This window comes from Paenibacillus sp. ov031, from assembly GCF_900143165.1.
In the GTDB taxonomy this organism is placed as follows: Bacteria; Bacillota; Bacilli; order Paenibacillales; family Paenibacillaceae; genus Paenibacillus; species Paenibacillus marchantiae.
Genome location: NZ_FRDO01000003.1, coordinates 638,222 through 657,939 on the forward strand (window position 1 = coordinate 638,222; position 19,718 = coordinate 657,939).

The 19,718-nt window shown below is 41.2% G+C and carries 18 protein-coding genes; 9 read left to right on the forward strand and 9 right to left on the reverse strand.

Features of this window, described 5'->3' with window-relative positions:
• Window positions 1–20: 20 nt before the first annotated feature.
• From tsaD to BUA17_RS16860, 6 genes are all read right to left on the reverse strand, one after another.
• Complete coding sequence (tsaD, locus tag BUA17_RS16835) at window positions 21–1,076, reverse strand: tRNA (adenosine(37)-N6)-threonylcarbamoyltransferase complex transferase subunit TsaD (protein WP_072734329.1); 1,056 nt, start codon at window positions 1,074–1,076, stop codon at window positions 21–23.
• A complete protein-coding gene (rimI, locus tag BUA17_RS16840; RefSeq protein ID WP_063564485.1) occupies window positions 1,073–1,594 on the reverse strand; it encodes a ribosomal protein S18-alanine N-acetyltransferase in 522 nt (173 codons plus the stop codon). The genes tsaD and rimI overlap by 4 nt, the downstream gene beginning before the upstream one ends.
• Before the next feature lie 17 nt (window positions 1,595–1,611).
• The gene (tsaB, locus tag BUA17_RS16845) at window positions 1,612–2,460 is read right to left on the reverse strand and encodes a tRNA (adenosine(37)-N6)-threonylcarbamoyltransferase complex dimerization subunit type 1 TsaB (RefSeq protein ID WP_072734449.1); all 849 of its coding nucleotides are present in this window, start codon (window positions 2,458–2,460) and stop codon (window positions 1,612–1,614) included.
• A 2-nt stretch (window positions 2,461–2,462) separates the two neighbouring features.
• Entirely contained in the window at window positions 2,463–2,945 is a 483-nt protein-coding gene (gene tsaE / locus BUA17_RS16850) for a tRNA (adenosine(37)-N6)-threonylcarbamoyltransferase complex ATPase subunit type 1 TsaE (RefSeq protein WP_063564486.1), read from the reverse strand.
• A 193-nt stretch (window positions 2,946–3,138) separates the two neighbouring features.
• Window positions 3,139–3,315: an H-type small acid-soluble spore protein gene (locus tag BUA17_RS16855; protein WP_053783520.1), complete on the reverse strand. Its 177-nt coding sequence runs from the start codon at window positions 3,313–3,315 to the stop codon at window positions 3,139–3,141.
• A 2-nt stretch (window positions 3,316–3,317) separates the two neighbouring features.
• Window positions 3,318–3,614 (reverse strand): hypothetical protein, encoded by a 297-nt coding sequence (locus BUA17_RS16860; RefSeq protein WP_063564487.1) that lies wholly within the window; start codon window positions 3,612–3,614, stop codon window positions 3,318–3,320.
• 197 nt (window positions 3,615–3,811) lie between these two features.
• Between BUA17_RS16860 and BUA17_RS16865 the strand changes: the two genes are divergently transcribed.
• From BUA17_RS16865 to BUA17_RS16905, 9 genes are all read left to right on the forward strand, one after another.
• A complete protein-coding gene (locus BUA17_RS16865) occupies window positions 3,812–4,723 on the forward strand; it encodes a non-homologous end joining protein Ku (RefSeq protein ID WP_072734330.1) in 912 nt (303 codons plus the stop codon).
• A 306-nt stretch (window positions 4,724–5,029) separates the two neighbouring features.
• Window positions 5,030–5,899, forward strand: a complete 870-nt coding sequence (locus BUA17_RS16870; protein ID WP_072734331.1) for a VOC family protein — start codon at window positions 5,030–5,032, stop codon at window positions 5,897–5,899.
• A gap of 218 nt (window positions 5,900–6,117) precedes the next feature.
• A complete protein-coding gene (locus tag BUA17_RS16875; protein WP_072734332.1) occupies window positions 6,118–7,215 on the forward strand; it encodes a GerAB/ArcD/ProY family transporter in 1,098 nt (365 codons plus the stop codon).
• 68 nt (window positions 7,216–7,283) lie between these two features.
• A complete protein-coding gene (locus BUA17_RS16880; RefSeq protein ID WP_244552164.1) occupies window positions 7,284–7,832 on the forward strand; it encodes an ATP-dependent DNA ligase in 549 nt (182 codons plus the stop codon).
• A 243-nt stretch (window positions 7,833–8,075) separates the two neighbouring features.
• Window positions 8,076–9,290 (forward strand): hypothetical protein, encoded by a 1,215-nt coding sequence (locus BUA17_RS16885; protein WP_072734333.1) that lies wholly within the window; start codon window positions 8,076–8,078, stop codon window positions 9,288–9,290.
• A gap of 5 nt (window positions 9,291–9,295) precedes the next feature.
• On the forward strand, window positions 9,296–12,691 hold the full coding sequence (locus BUA17_RS16890) for a helix-turn-helix domain-containing protein (RefSeq protein WP_072734334.1): 3,396 nt from the start codon (window positions 9,296–9,298) through the stop codon (window positions 12,689–12,691).
• Complete coding sequence (locus BUA17_RS16895) at window positions 12,678–14,354, forward strand: site-specific integrase (protein WP_170867864.1); 1,677 nt, start codon at window positions 12,678–12,680, stop codon at window positions 14,352–14,354. The genes BUA17_RS16890 and BUA17_RS16895 overlap by 14 nt, the downstream gene beginning before the upstream one ends.
• Window positions 14,341–14,988 carry a hypothetical protein gene (locus BUA17_RS16900; protein ID WP_083584745.1) on the forward strand — a complete coding sequence of 216 codons (648 nt, stop codon included), beginning with the start codon at window positions 14,341–14,343 and terminating at the stop codon, window positions 14,986–14,988. Before BUA17_RS16895 ends, BUA17_RS16900 begins: the two co-directional genes overlap by 14 nt.
• A 259-nt stretch (window positions 14,989–15,247) precedes the next feature.
• Window positions 15,248–17,113, forward strand: coding sequence for a hypothetical protein (locus BUA17_RS16905; RefSeq protein WP_072734337.1), 1,866 nt, complete (start codon window positions 15,248–15,250; stop codon window positions 17,111–17,113).
• Between the two features lie 201 nt (window positions 17,114–17,314).
• Here BUA17_RS16905 and BUA17_RS16910 read toward each other — a convergent pair whose 3' ends face one another.
• From BUA17_RS16910 to BUA17_RS16920, 3 genes are read right to left on the reverse strand one after another with little or no spacing between them, the layout of a single operon-like run.
• Window positions 17,315–17,677, reverse strand: coding sequence for a hypothetical protein (locus tag BUA17_RS16910; protein WP_072734338.1), 363 nt, complete (start codon window positions 17,675–17,677; stop codon window positions 17,315–17,317).
• A gap of 23 nt (window positions 17,678–17,700) precedes the next feature.
• Window positions 17,701–18,075, reverse strand: coding sequence for a hypothetical protein (locus BUA17_RS16915; RefSeq protein WP_072734339.1), 375 nt, complete (start codon window positions 18,073–18,075; stop codon window positions 17,701–17,703).
• Window positions 18,076–18,087: 12 nt separating this feature from the next.
• Window positions 18,088–19,458, reverse strand: a complete 1,371-nt coding sequence (locus BUA17_RS16920) for a hypothetical protein (RefSeq protein ID WP_083584746.1) — start codon at window positions 19,456–19,458, stop codon at window positions 18,088–18,090.
• Window positions 19,459–19,718: the final 260 nt, after the last annotated feature.

The window sequence follows — 19,718 nt, forward strand, 5'->3', positions numbered from 1 at the left end:
CTTCATATACATGAATCATTTTATAGCGATTGTACAGACCATGCCTCAAGTGAAAGTCCAGGATCAGCTTTGGCATCAAATTCCGAGATTTCTCCCCGCTGCCATTTCAAATACGCCGCAGCTCCAATCATCGCTGCATTGTCCGTGCAATATTCCATCGGCGGGATCAGCAATTCGAGCCCTTCCTTCGCACAACGCTCCTGCAAAGCTAAACGCAATCCCCGGTTTGCCGCAACGCCACCGCATAACAGCAACTGACGTGATCCATACTCACGGACAGCCCTTACTGCTTTTTCTACCAGCACTTCGACGACAGCTTCCTGGAAGCCCCGTGCCACAGCCGATGGTTCAAGCGTTTCTCCGCGCATTTTGGCTAGATTCAGCACATTCAACACAGCAGACTTCAGACCACTCAGGCTGAAATCATACGAATCTGCTTCCAGCCAGACGCGTGGCAAAGGTACCGCCTGCTCTGCTTCAGCAGCCATCCGGTCCACATGCGGTCCTCCCGGATAGGGGCAACCCAGTGCACGCGCTACTTTGTCATAAGCCTCGCCTACAGCATCGTCCCGCGTACGGCCGATCAGTTTGAACTTGCCTTCGGATTCCATATGCACAAGCTCGGTATGACCACCTGAAACCACCAGTGCCATCGCTGGATATTGCAGCTCATGGGTAAGTCTGTTGGCATAGATATGTCCCGCAATATGATGTGTGCCAATGAGTGGTTTGCCAAGTGCCATGGCCATGGTTTTCGCCGCGACGATACCGACCAGCAATGCACCAACCAGTCCAGGCCCTTGCGTCACGGCGATTGCACTCAGATCACGCGGACGGATGCCAGATTGTTCAATAGCCTGTTCCAACATCAGTGTAATGACTTCAACGTGTTTACGCGAAGCCACTTCAGGTACAACTCCGCCAAATGCCTTATGTGTCTCGATCTGACTGGAGATCAGATTGGACAGCACTTCCCGTCCATCCTTGACTACCGCTACGGATGTTTCATCACAGCTTGTCTCCACGGCCAATATATAAGATGGTGCTGAACTTACCTTTTCATTGAAATCCTTCATGAATCCGTTACGCTTCCTTCCTCTTCGCCGCTCCGGCTCGCAGGCGGCAAATTCGCCCACATAATCATCGCATCTTCCCCATTGTCGGAGTAATACCCTTTGCGAAGACCAGCCGATTCAAACCCTTTTTTCTGATACAAGCTCTGGGCAATCCGATTCGAAACCCTGACTTCCAGCGTCATTCGTTCCATCCCGAGATAAGCCGCCGTTTTCATCAATTCGTCCAGAAGCTTCTCACCGAGCTTGCGCCCACGATAAGCTTCCCGGACTGCAATATTGGTAATGTGGGCTTCATCCATGATTGTCCACATGCCGGCATAGCCGATCGCTGTACCTTCCAATTCCATGACCATATATTTAGCAAAATGATTGTGTGTCAATTCATTTTGAAATGCTTCTTCCGTCCAGGGCAGGGTAAAGGCTTCATGTTCAATAATCATGACATCGGGAATATCATCCAGAGTCATGAACCTGAACTGAAGCGTTGCTTCCTGCTCATCATTCTCCACGTTGTCCATCTGCTTCCCCTCCCCCTTTAGCCTTTGCGTAGCAGGTTGGCTTCCGCTTCAGCCAGCTGAGTGTAATTAGGCACGAGCGCATGCACGTCATCTCGCTGACCTGCAAGCAGCGCCTCGGCGCCTAAGCGCCCAACCCAGCGGCCCTCCAGCTCATAGGGTACGAGCTGGAGCGCCGTTCCTGCGGGGCAGCGAAGCTCAGCCGCTGCTGCCGCATGCGGGCCCGTCTCGCCGACAATCCAGACGGCAGCGGGCCGCTCTTCCGGCGCCGCTTCCGCCATGCGGGCGGCGAGGGCTTCCAGCCATCCGTCCACCATACGGATGGCATCTGGCGCCAGCCGCCGGGGCGCAGCGCTCCCCGCGGAGGCAAACAGCGCGGTATAGGCTTGACCGCGCCGTGCATCCACAAGCGGAACGATCCAGTGGACAGGGGCGGCACCAGTGCCGCCCTGGTCCGCGGATGGCGTTCCGCCAGCCCCTGCTGCGGCATCCTCTGCCGCAGCTTCGGCCTTGGCGGCGAGGCCACTGTGCCAGCCGCCCCAGGCCATAGCCTGAAGGCTGGACACCCCGACAACCGGGATGTCCCACGCCCAGGCTAACGTTTTCGCCGCGGTCACCGCAATGCGGATGCCCGTGTACGAGCCCGGGCCAATGCCCACGGCAACGCCGTCCAGCTGTCCCGGTTGCGTGCTGCTAGCTTCCAGCAGCTGCTCCATTACGGGCACGACGTGTACCGAATGGTTGCGTTCTGCCCGTTCATTCCGTTCTTCCAGAAGGACGTGGCCTTCCATAACTGAGGCTGCCATCACCGCAGTCGATGTATCCAACGCCAAAAACCGCTGGCGCGGCTGTTTTTGTAAATCTTCCATCATCATTTGACTCCATTCTGTCTGAACTGTCGGCACATGGCAGCATAAGTCTCGCCATACCCATCCAGCGTAATCGTTCGATCCTCTGGACCCGTCGTTTCAATCTGCACATGCAAGTGTTCCTGCGGCAGTAATTCGGGAATGATACTGGACCATTCAACCAGACTGACTCCGGTTCCATAGAAATACTCATCCAGTCCAAGCTCGTCCGCTTCTTCCAGCGATATGCGATACACGTCCATGTGATACAAGGGCAGACGCCCTTCGTATTCCTTGATCAGTGTAAACGTGGGGCTGTTGACCACATCACGTACACCCAAATGCCAGGCAAACTTTTGTGAAAATGCCGTTTTGCCCGCGCCCAGATCACCGTCCAATGCAATCACCATGCCGGCGGTTGCCTGTTCAGCGAGTGCGGACGCGAGTACTTCTGTATCTGTAATGCCATGGGAGTGATACACCCACTGCTCATGCGTCTGATTCAATATACGCCCCACCTTTGGCGGTCAAGCCGCCTGAGTTCACTTTGAACTTTATTATATCGGTCCCATTCTCCCCCCGCAACATCGAAGGAGCAGAAGCAGAGCAGAAGACAGGCCACCATTCACACGAACGACAAATAAACCGGTACCTGACGGCACCGGCCTTCCTAGACATCCTTCACCAGCACTTTGCCTTTTACTCTTCCAAACGGTCTACACGTACCGTCTGAGTATTCCCCGGTCTGCTGCCCACCTGCACCGTTGCCATGCCATTAGCTTCATCCACATTTTCGATCCAGACCGGATCTCCTTCCAATGTAACTGCAATCGTATCTTTGGAATCATAAATGGCTTTCGCGCGTTTCACATCCAACATTATTCATACTCCCCTTCCGGATCATCATGCGATTCCCGCACCATGCTATCTGTCGTACTTTCACCGATATAACCGTTATCTTCCGTGACTTGTCCACCGCCCAGACCCTCATTCACCATCCGGTCAATGTCCAGCATGAACGACTCCCGGTCAAGCGGCAGCTCTTCTGATGTGATAGCCTCCCAGTTAACCGCTGTTGCAGGTGTATGAAAACCTTCAGACCCTTCCGACTCGGCACGAGGATACGGAGAGAACGTATGGGCGTGAGCTTCAGCTTCGTCTCGTTTGTTCTTCATAGGGGTGCCTCCTGACGTGATAGTTAATAACTAACATCATCCTCTTCCAAAACCAGCGCCATACAGCACAGATCTTAAGGATGTTTCTGTTATCATCCCCCACTCTTTCTGAAGCATACCGCTTCCGGGGAAATACGGTTATCCCTCCTGTGAAATGCCCATACTATAAATAAAATGTTCTCGGAAAGGAGCCGTTCATGCATACGGTCTGGAAAGGTGCAATTAGCTTTGGTCTGGTTCATGTTCCTGTCAAAATGTTTTCGGCTACCGAAGACAAAGACATCTCCATGCGTTACATTCACAAAGTCTGCGGCAGCCCACTCGCTTATGTACGTAAATGTCCTTCCTGCGAAGTTGAGGTTCAATGGGAAGAGATCACCAAAGGATATGAATATGAGAAAGGCAAATTCGTCTTGTTCGAGAAGGACGAGCTTGAAGCGTTAAATGATTCCAGCAGCAAAACCATTACCATTCTGGACTTCGTAGATTTAACGGAGATCGATCCGATTTATTTTCAAAAAACGTATTACCTCTCCCCCGATCAAGCGGGAGGAAACGCCTACCAGCTATTAATGACTGCCATGCGGGATACAGGAAAGATTGGCATCGCCAAGATATCCATTCGCTCCAAAAGCAGTTTGGCCGCGATCCGTGTACTGGACGATTGCCTCTCTATGGAAACCATTTTCTATCCAGACGAAATCCGTCCCGTCTCTCAGGTTCCCAACCTGCCCGAGGTCCTGAACGTAAACGAGAAGGAGTTGACGATGGCGAAACTGCTGATCGATCAGTTATCCACTCCTTTTGAACCTGGTAAATATACAGACGACTACCGCGCCAAACTGCTGGATCTGATCAATCACAAAGTAGCCGGTGAAGAAATTAAAATTGCCCCTGCCAAGCCTGAAGCGAATGTCATGGATCTTATGGCAGCATTGCAAGCAAGTATTGAAGCTGTGAAGCCCATTCCAACCGATCCCGGAACCACCACAGCCAAACCCAAAAAACGTGCTCCTAAGAAAACTTCGGTCCAAGCAGTGGCTGGAGGAGAGGCAGAGGCTCCTGCTCCTTCGAAAAGAAAGAAGGCTGCGCCTAAGCCTAAGGCTTAAGCGGCAAACAACAAAGAGATTCGTTTGTCACCAACATCAACATTGGAGATCCGGCCATGAAGCCGGATTTTTGTTTTGTATTCCATAATAGAAGTAATATTCAACCAAGAATGACTACACCAAAATCGAAAATACAATTGACGAAAGTTGATTTATATTTTATATTAACTTATGAAAAGTAACTTATTTATAAATGTACAGTTGAGTCTCATATCCACATGAGCTATGACATTACAATAGCCCCTACCATTGCCAATGGGCGAACCGCAACAAACCAACTAAACTTGTTTACAGGAGGAAATCCTTATGACTTCTACTTATCAAATTCCTGCTACAACCCATCTGGGTGAAGTAAGTCTGCGAATCAGCAATTTGGAGCGATCCATTCAATTTTATACCGAAGTGGTCGGACTGAAACTGCTTGAACGCAGTGAAAAAGTCGCTACCATGACTGCCGATGGAAAGCATTCGCTTCTACGCCTTGAGCAGTTGACCGATGCCGTGACGATGCCTGTTCGCTCCACTTCAGGCCTATATCACTTCGCCATCCTGCTGCCCGACCGCAAATCGCTGGGCCTTGCCCTCCGTAATCTGGCTGAATCCGGCATTGAAATTGGTCAGGGTGATCATTTGGTCAGTGAAGCATTCTACATTTCAGATCCGGATCAGAACGGTATCGAAATCTATGCAGACCGCGCCCGCGACACCTGGAAGCGAGATGCAGATAATAACTACATTATGTCAAGTGATCCTGTTGATGTAGACAGCCTGTTCGCTCTGGCCGCAAACGAGCCTTGGCAGGGATTGCCCGCCGGAACCGTCATTGGTCATGTTCATTTCCACGTACGTGGTCTGGAAGAATCGCGCCGTTTTTATACAGGAGTCCTTGGTTTCGACATCGTTGGTAACTTCGCCAATATGTCCGCCCTGTTTGTGTCCGCAGGCGGTTATCACCATCACATCGGGCTGAACATTTGGGCTGGTACAGGCGCCCCAGTAAATCCTGACAATGCGACAGGCATTGACTACTTCACCATCGTTTATGACGAGAAAGAACAATTGGAACAAGCTGTAGAGCAACTGCGTCAGTCGAACGCATCTATCGAACAGCAAGGTAAGGACTGGTTTACAGTAGACCCACAGAATATTCGCATTCGTTTGACCACAACGAGCTAACACGGGAAATCCGTGACGTGAATATTGTGTATTAAATTGAGTACTCTGATTAGCCCGGACACAAATTCCCTCGCTCCATATAGGGAATTCAGTTGTCCGGGCTTTTTTGCCTACCTTTTTTTTATGTTGATATATGCCTTTATCCATTTCCTAATAAAATTGGTGCAATTGGCGTATCCTAACCAAATATCTAGATCGACATGCGAAGGAGAACCCACATGATTGAAAAGGGGCGTTTAACTGTAAGACAACTGGGCTCGCTGATGTTCTTATGCACGATTGGTGAACAGATTATCGTCTTCCCCTCGATGATCACTTCATATGCGCATCAGGATGCATGGTTGTCCGCATTATTGGGCGTTGCTGGAGGAGCAGGCATACTGTCCATTATGCTCGTTGTGTACAAACTGCAGCCCCGGATGAATCTGATTCAACATGCATTGCATACTCTTGGGCCCTGGATCGGGGCCTTCATCAGCTGTTTTTATCTATTCTATTTTCTAATGGGTACCTCCGCGTTTATACGAGAAATTGGGGATTTCATGACGACCCAGATCTTGCCCGAATCCCCGCTCTTCATTGTGAATTTGCTCTTTGTTTTCACTCTTGTCTGGGGGCTCTTATCTGGTCTGGAACCCATAGGCAGGAGCGCCGAGGTATTTCTTCCCCTGATTGTGCTATTTCTGCTCATTCTGACCGTCTGTCTGTTCCCGCAATCACATCTGGACAACATCAAGCCTGTTCTTGGAGAAGGATTTCTGAATCCCTTTAAAGGCTTTGTCGCTGTGCTTACCTATCCTTATTGTGAATTGTGTATCTTTCTTATGCTCTTTCCTTATGCCAAAAAGGAAGCACATTGGGAAAAGGATATCCTTCTGGCAGCCATTATAGGCGGATTGATGCTTACCCTAACGCTAACGATCTGTCTGCTGGTCATGGGGCCATTTATGACGCAGCACCATTGGTTCGCAGCATTTAATCTGTCGCTGAAGATTAACATAGGCAACTCTTTGCAACGGATCGAAGCCTTTATGGCTTCCGTCTGGATTATCGCCGTCTTTTTCAAAAGCATTCTGTTTTTCTATAGCTTTGTACTTGGAATCACTCATCTCTTCAAATTGTCCAGCTATCGTCCACTCATTTTGCCTGGTGCCCTGTTGGTTCTGGCCATGTCCATTGTTCTAGCTCCAAACGAAAATTTCTATCTCAAGGTTGTTATTCCATATTGGATTGATTGGGACCTGACCTGTGGCATTGCACTTCCTTTGCTGCTCATTATGGTACACAAACTAAGGGTACGGCTGCGGAAGAGTTAAACTTGCGACAGTCAACTTAGGGCATCAACCTCCAGGCAGATTTGAAAGAGGAAAGGAGTTTTAGGCACATGTTCAATCCTCTGGTTCCTTTTGAACCTATATCCCGAGATGTGATCCCTAGCGGGCAAAACTGGATTGCCCAAATCAAATGGGATGGGGTCCGCATGCTTGCTTACGAGGACGGACAGGGAATTCAATTAATTAATCGCAGATTGCACAACCGAACTGCGCAATATCCTGAGCTGGTTCAGCCACGCAATCTGTGCTCCGTCCCTTCTTATATTTTGGATGGAGAGATTATTGCCCTTGACCCGGATACGGGAAAACCGTCCTTCTATCACGTGTTGCGGCGAGATCGCATGAGCAGACCGGATGGCATTGCCCAAGCTGTAAACCAGATTCCGGTGACTTATATGGTATTTGATATTCTTTTCTGCGATGGGGTATGGGTCACAGATCAACCACTTGCAAAACGTCAGCGTCTGCTGCATCAAGTTCTGAATCCTGCTCCCCATGTTCAGGAGGTGACCAACACGTCAGATCCGGACGCCCTGCTCACTGTGATGAGACAGCACCAGATGGAGGGAATTGTATGTAGTATCTATATAATTCTGTAAATAAATTAAATGTACATAATTAAACCAAGAGAATGCCTGTAATACAAGGCATTCTTTATTCTTGTATCCAGTCCGATACTGTACACCTATTCTAACTACTTTTTATATCAAAAGTCGGGAACTTCATGATGAATTCGCTTATAAATATGTACAAATACCTCATTTTTTTTGTTAAGATATGGTATATATTTGATACTAATGTCGAATTCAAAATATTGAGGAGGGAATATAATAGCTGAGCTCATGCCATTCAAGAAAGAGATTAGATATCGATTTCGCACTGATTCAATTTGGATTGAATGGGACCGTAATAATAAAAAACAACTTGTTATGATTTGTGTCTCTGACGTTATAAACAATACTGATACAGTTCACCCACTGACAGACTTTATTTATACAAACTGGAGATACAATTCGTATAACACTCAACGAAAACATGCTATCAATGTTGTTGCTTTCTTGAATTATCTATTAGAGGAGAACCGAGAGACTGAATTCAAATCACTTATAGATCTTCAAATCGTTCATGGTGATAGTTACTTAAATGAATTGAGCAAACGAGGAAACACCAAAACAAGCATTAAGAGTGTGGACCGTACTCTTAATAGTTTCTACCGTTATTTATACAAGAATCAATGCCTTCCAAACGTTTCCCCAAATGCATTTGAGACATATCAGAATCAATTCGGTGAGGACGTTCAGATCTCTATATTTAGGAATGTGATTTTACCATCAATAGCAAGCTCTCCTTTAGAGCACACCTTCCCTTCACACTATATCCCTTTGTTATTTGAAACAGCAATCATAGTGGCTAAACCCATTGTTCTAGGCTTGTACTTCCAAATATTTGGAGGACTACGGGTTGGTGAAGTGGTCAATATCACCAGATTAGGCGTGAGATATCGATTAGATGGTGAAGTTGTGCTATTGAACATTCGGGAGAGGCAGTTACGAACGGATATTAAAGATTCTGATGGAGCTAACTTTGTCAAAAAGGAAAGAAGGCAACAAGTGTTCATCTATAAAGAGTGGTTCGATAGCATTTATAATGATCACCTTGAGTTATTTAAGAGCACAGATGGTTCAGGTGCCCTATTCGTTAATCGTGATGGAAAAGCGATGTCAGCAAAAAGTTACAGACAATACTTTAATAAATTAAAAAAAGAATTTATCAGACTACTACAGCAAAGTCCAAATATTCAAGACAAACTCTTGGCACATCATTTGAACATTTCAAAGTGGTCAACTCACATTGGTAGAGGATTATTTAGTAATCTTCTTGCTGAGATTGCTCAAAATCCATATGAAATCTCTGTGCCCAGAGGTGACAGTTCAATACAGTCTGCCCTTTCATACCTCAAAAAGACTTCTCGGTTCAGAATAAAACTTGAAGAGCGTATGAACCATATGCACGGAAACTATATTCCACGCCTTATAAAGCAAAGACAGGAGGAATAAATGTAGTGCAGAACACGACAGAAATGTTAACAATATCACAGGCATCTGAATTCCTTGGATTAACAGATGATACTCTGAGACATTTAATAAAACTAAAAAAAATACCTTCATTCAAAAAAGAATCGGGAATAAGAAGCCGTATCTTTATAAGTAAAGACACATTGATTCAGTTTAAAGATAACAATAAGCCTCTATTCGATTATTATCAATTTGGTGCTCCCAAGGGGTATTTAACCCTTAGAATGATTGCGGAAAGGTTTAATATTAAAAACTCACTTGCAAGTCTTTGGATTAAACAGCGCAGATTCAAAGATGTAGAAAAACTAACTGGACTACCCTGTGGTGATCTTATCGTTGTTCCCCTTCACTCCATAATCGAATATGAGAATACCGTAAAACAACTGGAAGGTTCGCATTTAACGATCGAACAAGCCCAAAAAATGTTGGGAATAACGAAAAGTTTGATTTTAGGCTGGTTAAGGCAAAAGAAGATTCGAAAGGTTATAACTTGGTATGGTGTGCGTTACATATCATTAGATGAACTTAATTGGCTACAGAGTGAATTAAAACGGGAAAGAGGGATGATTACATTATCAGAGGCGGTAAGAATACTTGAAATACCCTATGAGATAGTTACGGATATTTCATCAAAGTACCGAATCCCATCAATGATCGGAAAAACGCATCTTTTATCAAAATCAGATTTTGAAAAGATGAAATTAGAACATATCGAACTAATTACTTACCATAAATCAGGTATTCCAAAAGATTGCTTTGATACAAAAATGCTAGCAGAACGATTTAAAGTGAATCAAATTGAAATTATTCGCTGGATTAGACAAGATCGATTCCAGGGAGTAAAGAAACTCGGGGCTTCCACTACTCATTCTAGCTTTTATATCATCCCCAAAAGTTCTGTATATGAATATGAGAATTACTTTAGAAACTTAAATGAAAACTATATACCTGTAGAGGAAGCAGCGAAGGAACTGAACGTTTCTACAACCACTATTCATACTTGGATTTCTCAAAACAAAATTACGGGCGCAATTCTTTGGCTAAAAAAAAATTACATCCCAAAAGCAGCTATTATGACTAGAGTTGCCAAAATGGATCCGCGAAAGAACTCAATTAATGTATCTCAGGCAATTCGAGAATTTCAGATTTCGAGAAGTCAATTAACAGCACTAATCAAGAGTGGTGATGTACCATTTTCAAAAATAAAAGCATCAGAAATACTTATTAACCGTGATGATTTGTCTACTGCTTTGAAAAGAAGAGCAAGTAGAGTATCTCAACACACAGCAAAAAATCAATACAGCAGTCTTCGTCGTATTCCTGAAGGGTTTCTGACTATTCGTAATTTTAGTAAATTAGTAAACGCTCGTAGAAGCACGATCGAACAACTAATACAAAATAATCAAATCCAAGATGTAAAACGACATAGAATTTATGGACAAGATTATATTTTAATCTCAAAATCTGCAGTAGAGGAGTTTCTGAAAAACAATGATTTTAGAGAGAAAGTCTTTACAGCAAAACAGGCTGCAGCTTATCTAAAGACAAGTTATTTTTACGTGAATGAGATGGTGAGAAAAGGCTATTTCCCAAATACGTTCATTGAATATAAGCAAAATTTGATTCCACAGTCAGATTTAGATGAGTATATAAAACTAAAAAAGTTAAATATATTTCCAAAACGAAAAAACACTCCTAAACAAAACAAAGAAGAGATTATTGAAAAGCTGGCTAAACATAATTTAATCCCTGAAATACTAGAAAGAATCAATCATTTTACTACTCCAAATTACCTTTTACAAACTAAAAAACTTTATGAAAGTTACACTGAATTGCGCATTGCAGCATTAGGTGGCAGGCCAAAATACATCAAAAAAGAGTGTGGAGTAATTCTAACGGTGTATGAAATGATTATTTCTAAATTATCTAAGAATTGCCTTGATCTTTCCGAAGAAGAGATTAAAAATATATTACAAGATGAATCACTACCCATTTCGCATAGAATTTGTGCAAACCGTTTTTTTCAATATTCCTTTCAGACCTTAGGTATAAAACGAGAAAGATTGTTTGTTATCAAACAAAAAGGGAAGCATTCTACGGAAAAAGATATCTACGAACCAGAAATTTACCTGGAGTATGTTCATTATGTTAAAAAGGTCCCACTTCATACGGAAGAAGCCATTAAGAGCCAATACTACTCAAATATGTGGTTGTTTACGCTCATGCATCTAATGGATGCCTGGCGTCCCTCAGATATTGTTAACGAGCTTCCCACTTTAGATTTAGATGAATTAGGGATTCATCATTTAGAGTGGTTTATCTCAAACGAATTGAGTGTTGAGCAAGCTCAACAAATAATAAACCAAGTATATATAAAGACCAGACATTCCTTTGCTTCCAAAACAAAAGCGCTCCTCACATTTCTTGTTCCTTTAGACATGATACTAGCGGCAGGAACAGCCTTCCTCATCAATGAGTTGCACAGACGAGAAAACCGAGATTCTTTTTTGATACAAACATTACTAACCAATGGACTAAGTGCAAAGAAGCCAACACACAGGCATCTCGCCTTTTTTAAGTTTAATGAAAAGCTTAAAAACTTCCAAAGCATAACCATGATTCGTTCTACTATGACCTATTTATTTAACAGCATTATTGACAGTGCCCCAGATCCAGAATTGGCGCTATCATACACCATGTCCCTGCGTTCGCACGAAAGACAAGAGTCTACTGCAGTTTATGTCCAATCAACGAACCAGGACGGTTCAACAAATCGTGTATCCGTAAATTTGTTAAACCGTGGGCACTTTGGTTGGATATTTAACTTTATGATTAAACAGATCCTTACTAATCAAGAACTTCAACCTACCTTTGAAGAAAGAACAGTGCTAATCTCTAGTATCCGTCAAGATCTGACTCCTATTCAATTAGAGAATTGGGCTGCCTTTATCAGAAAAAACAATGAAAGTAGAGATACATTAACAACAAAATTGCTATCTCTTTCTCACAATGAACTGATTGATTTATTCAGAAAAATAATACGAGGTGAATGTACGTCTAAAGATGCTCAAGGTCAATGCTTCACCTTCCCTGACTGCGCCAAAATACATTTACAATCTTGTTTTTATTGTGAAAATTTCATCCCTCAACTTTATCTATTGTTCCAATTGAAGCACGAAATCATTCGCCTGTATAAGTCGATAAAGGAAACCGTTCATCTTACAGTTTTACTTCGTGATTCAAACTTCCTCAAAAAACTACTAACGATTTTAAACGAAGCCGTTTCGTTTTATGGAGAACCGTACGTGAACAGCTTCATTGATCTTCATGAAGTTCGTAATAATGTATTTGAAATCAGGGATCGGCTCTTTGCAGAAAAATAAAGAATGGAGAATTAATTTGTTAATTCGTAGGAGACTGGGAGATTTAAATGAAACAAATACATTAAACGCAATTGAAAATGTTTTTTTTCAAAATATGTCTAAGCATAACTTTGAAGAACACTACGATCACCTAAAGGAACATAAACTTATTCGTGCGGAATCATTTGAAGATACTGTATGGCTTTTACCTGACTCTCATAAAGACAGAGATGTTATTTTCCACTTTAATTTAGAGGTATTTAAAGAACTAAATCTCGCAATTAAAGGTTACGTTTTGCTTAAGAGAGTAAGTGGCAGGGCAGTTTCTTCTTGTCATAACATGCTTCAAACTTTGAAATATTCGGCATTGGCTTCGAACGGATTCAAACATATTGCAAATCTAGAGACTTACTTACTCCAACAAACCCCGTTGGTTGCATATGAAAATGCATGGATCATCAAAAACTTCTTTTTATTCTATAACCACGACAAGGCTTCAGAAATTAACAATGTCTGCAATTCAATTCCTAAACCTACTAGAAGAAACAGGGATCTGCCTAATTATAAAGATATTCTCACATTTGATGAACACATCATTGATTTCTTCAGTTATATTTCCTATGGAGACGAACATGTTCGTTTTTTCCCAGTTTATATATGGTGGAAACTAACCAATGTTATACCTATGCGCGTCATTGAATTTCTAACATTGCGGAAGAATTGTATTGAACAAAAAGATAACGAAACATACTGGATTAACATTCCTCGCGAAAAGAAACAAGCGGATTCACCCTTTAAAGTGGATGTGACAGATACATTAGAGATTAACCACGAGATGTATTCAATAATTAATAAATACATTTGTACTCTTGAAAACTTAAACATTCATTCAGAATACCTAATTCCGTTTGATGCTTATGTCAGATATTTAATTAGACCGTATCAAACCATACAACAACGCAAAGGGAAGCAAAATCGATTGATTGATAAGTATCTGCAGCGTCTTATTGATGATTTTTACAAAGAAATTATACAAGATGAATCAGTAGATAAAATCACCTGTGGAGATACACGACATTTTGCCATCATGAACATGTTCCTACAAGGTTTCAATATGTTATCCATCGCTCGAATGGCAGGTCACGATACTCTCGGGGTACAGCAAAACTACTACTCTCATATCGATCATTATCTTCAGTCTCAGGTTTACTTAATGGCCCAGGAAAAATCTAAAGTAACATTCAAAAAAAACATCGGTGCCCCTCTTCTAGGCAAAACAAGGGAACTGATCGATCGAGGGAAAATATACGAATATGAGGACCTCTTAAACTTCCATTCGACGACCTACGGCTTTTGTAGTTATCAAGAAGCTGATTTCCCCGATGGTTGTGCTGAAGATTGCAGAGTTTGCCCTAAGTATATTTTCAAACCGCCAGTTAATGAAATTGAAATGGGAATTCGTTGGCTCAAAGATTACTCTGACCTATTAACTCAGAAAGTGAGAGAAACAACAGAATTCATGCTAACGATCAGCAAGCATATGTACTATGATTTGAAGAACCTATCCCATCAGAAAACAGGGCAAGATCAATTAAATGCAGCATCTCAAAGATTGGTGCAAATGATGGACCATCTTTCAGTCGTTAATTCTACATTATTGGAGAATCATTATGAAAAACAATAAAGGACGACCTAAATCCGTTGAAGATCAAAAGCTAAAAGAAATGGCACTTCAAATTAAAACTAAATATAAAGGGAAGAAATTATCGTTTCTCATGCTTGAGAAAGAAACAGGGATTAGCCGGAATACCTGGAAGAGGAGAATTTCTGATTATATTCAAGAATTGAATACACCCATCATGCAATCAACCGAACAAGTATATCTGGACATCTACTTCCCAGATATTGAGGAGCTCTTCAGCAACAAAAACAACAGTAGAGAAAAGATTGTCCAGGAACTCCACGCTATCGTCGAAACATTGCGTAGTCTCTACTTAGAAAACAAGGAATTGAAAAGAAATGCTAAAGACATAAGTAAGTTAGAGACAACGGTTCAAAAGCAAAAGTTCCAATTAGATAAGTTAAAACAGCAAGTACTTCATTATGAAAATTTGTACAAGACATTGGTTGTATCTAGTGCTTTCCCCCACTTGAGAGAAGAGAACGCCATACAAAGCAATCTTCTTGATTTCAACAAAGAAATATATACAAATACAAACATTGAGCAACAACATTTAAAAAAAACATTTGCAGACTCACGAAACGAAGCTCAGAAGGAAGATAAGCTCAGGGAAATGTTCCCTAATCTTTTCACATAACATGTTGTTTCTTACCCTGTTTATAATCTCCCCGCTTTAAGGTGCCTTGCGAGCCCTTGTAGAGTCATTGGGATAGTGAAGTACTTGAAGATACATTAACGGCTGTATAAGCCTTTCTAAAACGTACCGATGAAAGATACAAAACTGCGATCGCTACAACTTAATTGTCTTTTGGGCTTCAGTTTGATTCTATTTAAAGAAATTTTTTTAAAAACATATCCGTATTAATAAAATAACTTTTCATGAGGTGATCATAGCTATGTCTATAAATTTCGATTCTAACTATTATTCTGCCCATTGGTCTTATGATAGGCTTAGAATTTTACAACCACATGTTATCACTGACGGACTTTGGTACATTAATGATTTTTACTATATCAAATGCGAGGATTTATCAGTTGAACCTCTTAACAATGAGGATTCATTACCGTTAGAAGTCTTCTTTAAAAAAACAATAAAAGCACTAGCTACCCCCATTTTCCTTGTCGAGCAAGTGCCAGAAGAAGCCATTAGATTAGATGATCGCCCGTTGCAAGAAGCTGTTCAAGTAGTCGGTGAAATGCTCAACCAAAATGATTTCGATGATCAAATCGCTTTGCTCATACCTCCCGATTTCCCCAATTACAGATTTTACTTACAACAAAGAGAAGGATGGATACTTGAAGTTGAGCGTACGATAACTGATTCAGAGTATGATTGTTTCATATATTCGTTAGATAGACTACAAGGTTTCACTAGACCTGATAACATCAAATTATTAATAAACAGTCAAATTCATTCTAAAAATATTAATGCAGAACCTAGCTTGGACTTGATACCAAGTAGAAGGTCATCGATGAATGTAAGCTCTGAATTAAAGAAACAATGGGAATTTGATGAACAATTATGGGTTGATCAGTCAGTGTCCATTCTGACTTCTGATGACTATATTAAAGAAGAATCATTACCTACAACATGGAAACAAAACGGATCATCCTGTTTATTGGATCTTTCCGTCTCTGGTGCACAAGACATTCGTAACTACCTCACGATGTATCAAACAGTGAACATCGTTGCTCCTCCATCATTCGACCATGTAAGTGTACTTTCAACTCTCGGTATAACAGAAAAAGAACTTATCGAGCTTGTTAGATTGGATAGAGTAAAAATACTATTACCTCAAGATATCAACCATTATGAACAAAAATTTCTTGAAGAACTAGTAGAATCGGCTCCTCACAATCTTATGTTTTCTCGACAATTAGCTCTTAGGACTATCGCTGATAGTCGCAAAAGAAATCCACTTTTGTATCCTAATCTTGAAACTGAGGAAAAACAAAGATTACTCTCAGCTCTGCATGGTCTAGCCCTAAAGTTAATTGATCCAAAATCACAAGCTTGGGTCAGAGCCCTAGCTATCCAACTCTCAGAAATTTGGAACGCTAACACTTTAGTAGCATTCAGAGGTGCTATGGGAACTGCACCAACTGGTTACGGAACTCTGATTGCTGCTATTATTGAAAGTCAGACTGGTAAAGACTATAGATTCGAATTAATTACAGCATCTCACGCTGTCGAATGGGCAGGAGCTCTAAAGTCTACACTATGTCCTACGGGAGAAGAAGCTCATATTAGAAACTCTGAGACTTTAGCAAACATGTATTCAGGAGTCAATAATGAATGGAACATGGAGTTTATGAGTACACCAAATATAGCAACAGAGGGGATTTTAACTATCGCTAACAGTGTTCCTGTTTTAGAATTAGCAACTGCATTTAAAGGTGGTGATATAGCTCGATTTCATATGTTGATTCAGAGAATTTCCAAGCATCAACATCCAGAAGAACGAAAACAAATTATTGATGCATTTAATAATGCTGTTAAATCCTTTGAAAGAAACAAGAACAGGGTTAATGCATGGGATATAAGAGGTGTGTTAGTTGATATTGGTACAACTTTGACGAGTACTACTATTCCCTTAGCAGGACTACTTTTAAATGGTATTGAAAAGGCGCTAGAGTATTCTGGTGGGAGCTCTAAAATCATCGGGGATATACTGGACAAGACCCAAGCTAAACTGTATCAGACGACTCCAGATGCTATTCTTGTAAGTCGAATGAGGGATAGCATTAAGCAGTTACTTTAACTTAGTAATTTACCACCTAATTAGATAAAAAATGAAGAAGAAGTTTTAGTCCCAAATTGGGGCTAGAACTTCTTCTTCATTTTTTACGATTCATTTACTGATACACGTACCTGTCTGTTTATCCCTGATTTTCAGAAGCGATTCTTGATATGATTTCAAACAAGCTAATTGATTGCTCCATCAATACAGTCACACACGTTGCTATTTTTGGGGTTTCTCTACGGTTAACCATCGATGGGTTCCACCATAGTAACCATAGTATTTACCTCTAAATTGATTCATAGCTGCTCTAAATTGACCAAGAATTAGAACAGCATCACTATTTTGCGGTAGTGACTCATCGTCCAGTATATCTAAGTATTCAGTGCTTGGATCGGAACTTAATATTTCTTTAATATCAGACAATAACCGATTTAAAACTTTTACCTTTAATGGATTTAACACACCATCTTGTTTCTTCTTCGAAAATTCACGCATTTCCAATAATGCAGAGTCTAGCATCGGAGACAGCATATCATATTTAGCAGCAGTTGCTTCAGTAGGTAAGTCTGTTGCTTTTGACATGGACAATTAACCCTCCTTTTAACTTACCAGGTTATTTTCTTTGGTGGAGCCGTTCGAATATCAGTTCGGTTTCCGTTTTCCATCCAAAACCAGCGAGCTCCATATACTGTGATGTTATCAGCTCTAAGCTTTTCTAAGCAGCTAAGATACTGAGACAAAATCAAGATAGTATCACTATTGGTCGGAAGACTATCCTCATCAAATTGTTCAAAATCTGAAAATGGTTTGTAGTCTCCGGTCAACAGTTTGTTTGCTTCAGTCAGTATTGGATTAATGATCTTTAATTTGAATTTATTAATGGCGTCATCGGGCTTTTTCTTGGAAAGCGTACCAATCTCATCAAACAGTCCTTGAAGTTGAGCTTGTACTTTCTCAAAGGTGCTAACATCAATGCTCATGGATTCATCCTCCTAAGACGGACAGCTTCGTCTAAATTCTAAGTATTTCTTTTTGATAACCTCTATCGGATGCCGTTGTTTACTTTCATACACGGAAACCATCATTTTTAGATCCTCATCGGTCAATGCAATTATACATTTTCGTTGACCTGACCAAAGATCAATCGTATTTTTGAAGATTGGCTTTGGCAAAGGGTTTCTTGTTATTAAAATACCGAAACTGCCAAATGAGTCAGTAAGATAACGATTAAGCTGATTAACATGATCTCGTTCAACCTTGGCAACATTCTTTAATTCCATTACAATTTGTCTGCTTTTGTAATCGTCATATATATCTTTTAAAAAATCGAATGAACGATTATTATAAAAAATCAAATCTCGTATTAAAGCTCCGGAATCGGTTCTGCTTTGCGCTTGAGCAAAATCCAAATGAGGGTAAAGTGCAGAAGCCATTAGCTGGCAAACATGATCTTCATATTTTCTATCTGCGTTATCGGTTTTACCTGATGGCAATTTTATAATTTCATTTAATTTTCTATTGGCTGATGTAATCGGTATCGATTTAAAAAGTGGATCATTTTTGCAATCTTCAAATGTTCTTTCTTTCATCTTGATAAAGTTTTGAACCACATCATAATTTTTTCGGTTGTATTCCAAAATCTCAACTCTAGAAGGTATGTTATCCTTATCTTGCCAAACCTCTTTTACGAAATAACCATCAAAGTAATCTTCATAGTTAATCCACGGAATATAGCGAAGCCATCGCTTTGGAACAAGTAGCACCGGCTTTTTAGTTTCTGGATTAATAGGTAAGTATGTATCTTCTTCAATGATCTGATATGTTTTATGATTGTACAAATCCTGGACTTTTGTCTTCTCCATTGGTATTTTATGCTTTTCACACTGTTGGATCGTGTAATCAATTAAAAACGACTTCAAAAAATTACAGGCAATGTCACTCACACGATCTTTTGAAATCTGATTAACATAAAGCTGAATTTCTTCAAAATGATTAAATCCGCCTACTGTGATCTGAGGAACAGAATTGAAGAGCGATAAAATTGAAGTTGCTGTTTTCCCTCCGATTCTCATTCCACTTTTATTACCCGAAGTGCCTAATCCAACTTCAGCACATTCTGACGCTCGAATTAATATCTCCGTAGCTTCTTTTTCATTATTCTTCTTAATTAGATGGCCTAAATGATTGAAAGAATTCGAAATGATAGCGTGTAAGGCGTTGTCTTGCATTGATGGTGATTTCCACAGTAAGAATGGATCTAAATATAACGGAATATCTTCATCAAGAAATGGAATTGCGAAATCTACTTCTTCTTGTGTAAATGGAAGATCATGAAAATCGTTAAGTCTTGGTCTAATCAACATGTCAGTTCACCCTATTTTAATGTCGTCTTTTCAATAGGAAAATCGTACCATAATTCATACTTTGTCACAATAACCTTTTCAATGTATAAAAGGCAACAGAGAAGCTTATGATCCATACATGCAAAGACAAAGATCACGCCCGTTTTACTCACGGTTTAATATGTCTTTTCGATACTTTTTGTGAGGATGGGGCAGAGTAGCTCTTGATATCTACTCAGCTCTATAATCCGCAGAAGTGAATGTTACCTCAACTGCACCAC

Coding starts and splice junctions, on each gene's coding strand:
- tsaD (WP_072734329.1), bottom strand. CDS start 1,076: ATGAAGGATTTCAATGAAAAGGTAAGTTCAGCACCATCTTATATATTG.
- rimI (WP_063564485.1), bottom strand. CDS start 1,594: ATGGACAACGTGGAGAATGATGAGCAGGAAGCAACGCTTCAGTTCAGG.
- tsaB (WP_072734449.1), bottom strand. CDS start 2,460: ATGGAAGATTTACAAAAACAGCCGCGCCAGCGGTTTTTGGCGTTGGAT.
- BUA17_RS16860 (WP_063564487.1), bottom strand. CDS start 3,614: ATGAAGAACAAACGAGACGAAGCTGAAGCTCACGCCCATACGTTCTCT.
- BUA17_RS16865 (WP_072734330.1), top strand. CDS start 3,812: ATGCATACGGTCTGGAAAGGTGCAATTAGCTTTGGTCTGGTTCATGTT.
- BUA17_RS16870 (WP_072734331.1), top strand. CDS start 5,030: ATGACTTCTACTTATCAAATTCCTGCTACAACCCATCTGGGTGAAGTA.
- BUA17_RS16875 (WP_072734332.1), top strand. CDS start 6,118: ATGATTGAAAAGGGGCGTTTAACTGTAAGACAACTGGGCTCGCTGATG.
- BUA17_RS16880 (WP_244552164.1), top strand. CDS start 7,284: ATGTTCAATCCTCTGGTTCCTTTTGAACCTATATCCCGAGATGTGATC.
- BUA17_RS16885 (WP_072734333.1), top strand. CDS start 8,076: ATGCCATTCAAGAAAGAGATTAGATATCGATTTCGCACTGATTCAATT.
- BUA17_RS16900 (WP_083584745.1), top strand. CDS start 14,341: ATGAAAAACAATAAAGGACGACCTAAATCCGTTGAAGATCAAAAGCTA.
- BUA17_RS16905 (WP_072734337.1), top strand. CDS start 15,248: ATGTCTATAAATTTCGATTCTAACTATTATTCTGCCCATTGGTCTTAT.
- BUA17_RS16910 (WP_072734338.1), bottom strand. CDS start 17,677: ATGTCAAAAGCAACAGACTTACCTACTGAAGCAACTGCTGCTAAATAT.
- BUA17_RS16915 (WP_072734339.1), bottom strand. CDS start 18,075: ATGAGCATTGATGTTAGCACCTTTGAGAAAGTACAAGCTCAACTTCAA.
- BUA17_RS16920 (WP_083584746.1), bottom strand. CDS start 19,458: ATGTTGATTAGACCAAGACTTAACGATTTTCATGATCTTCCATTTACA.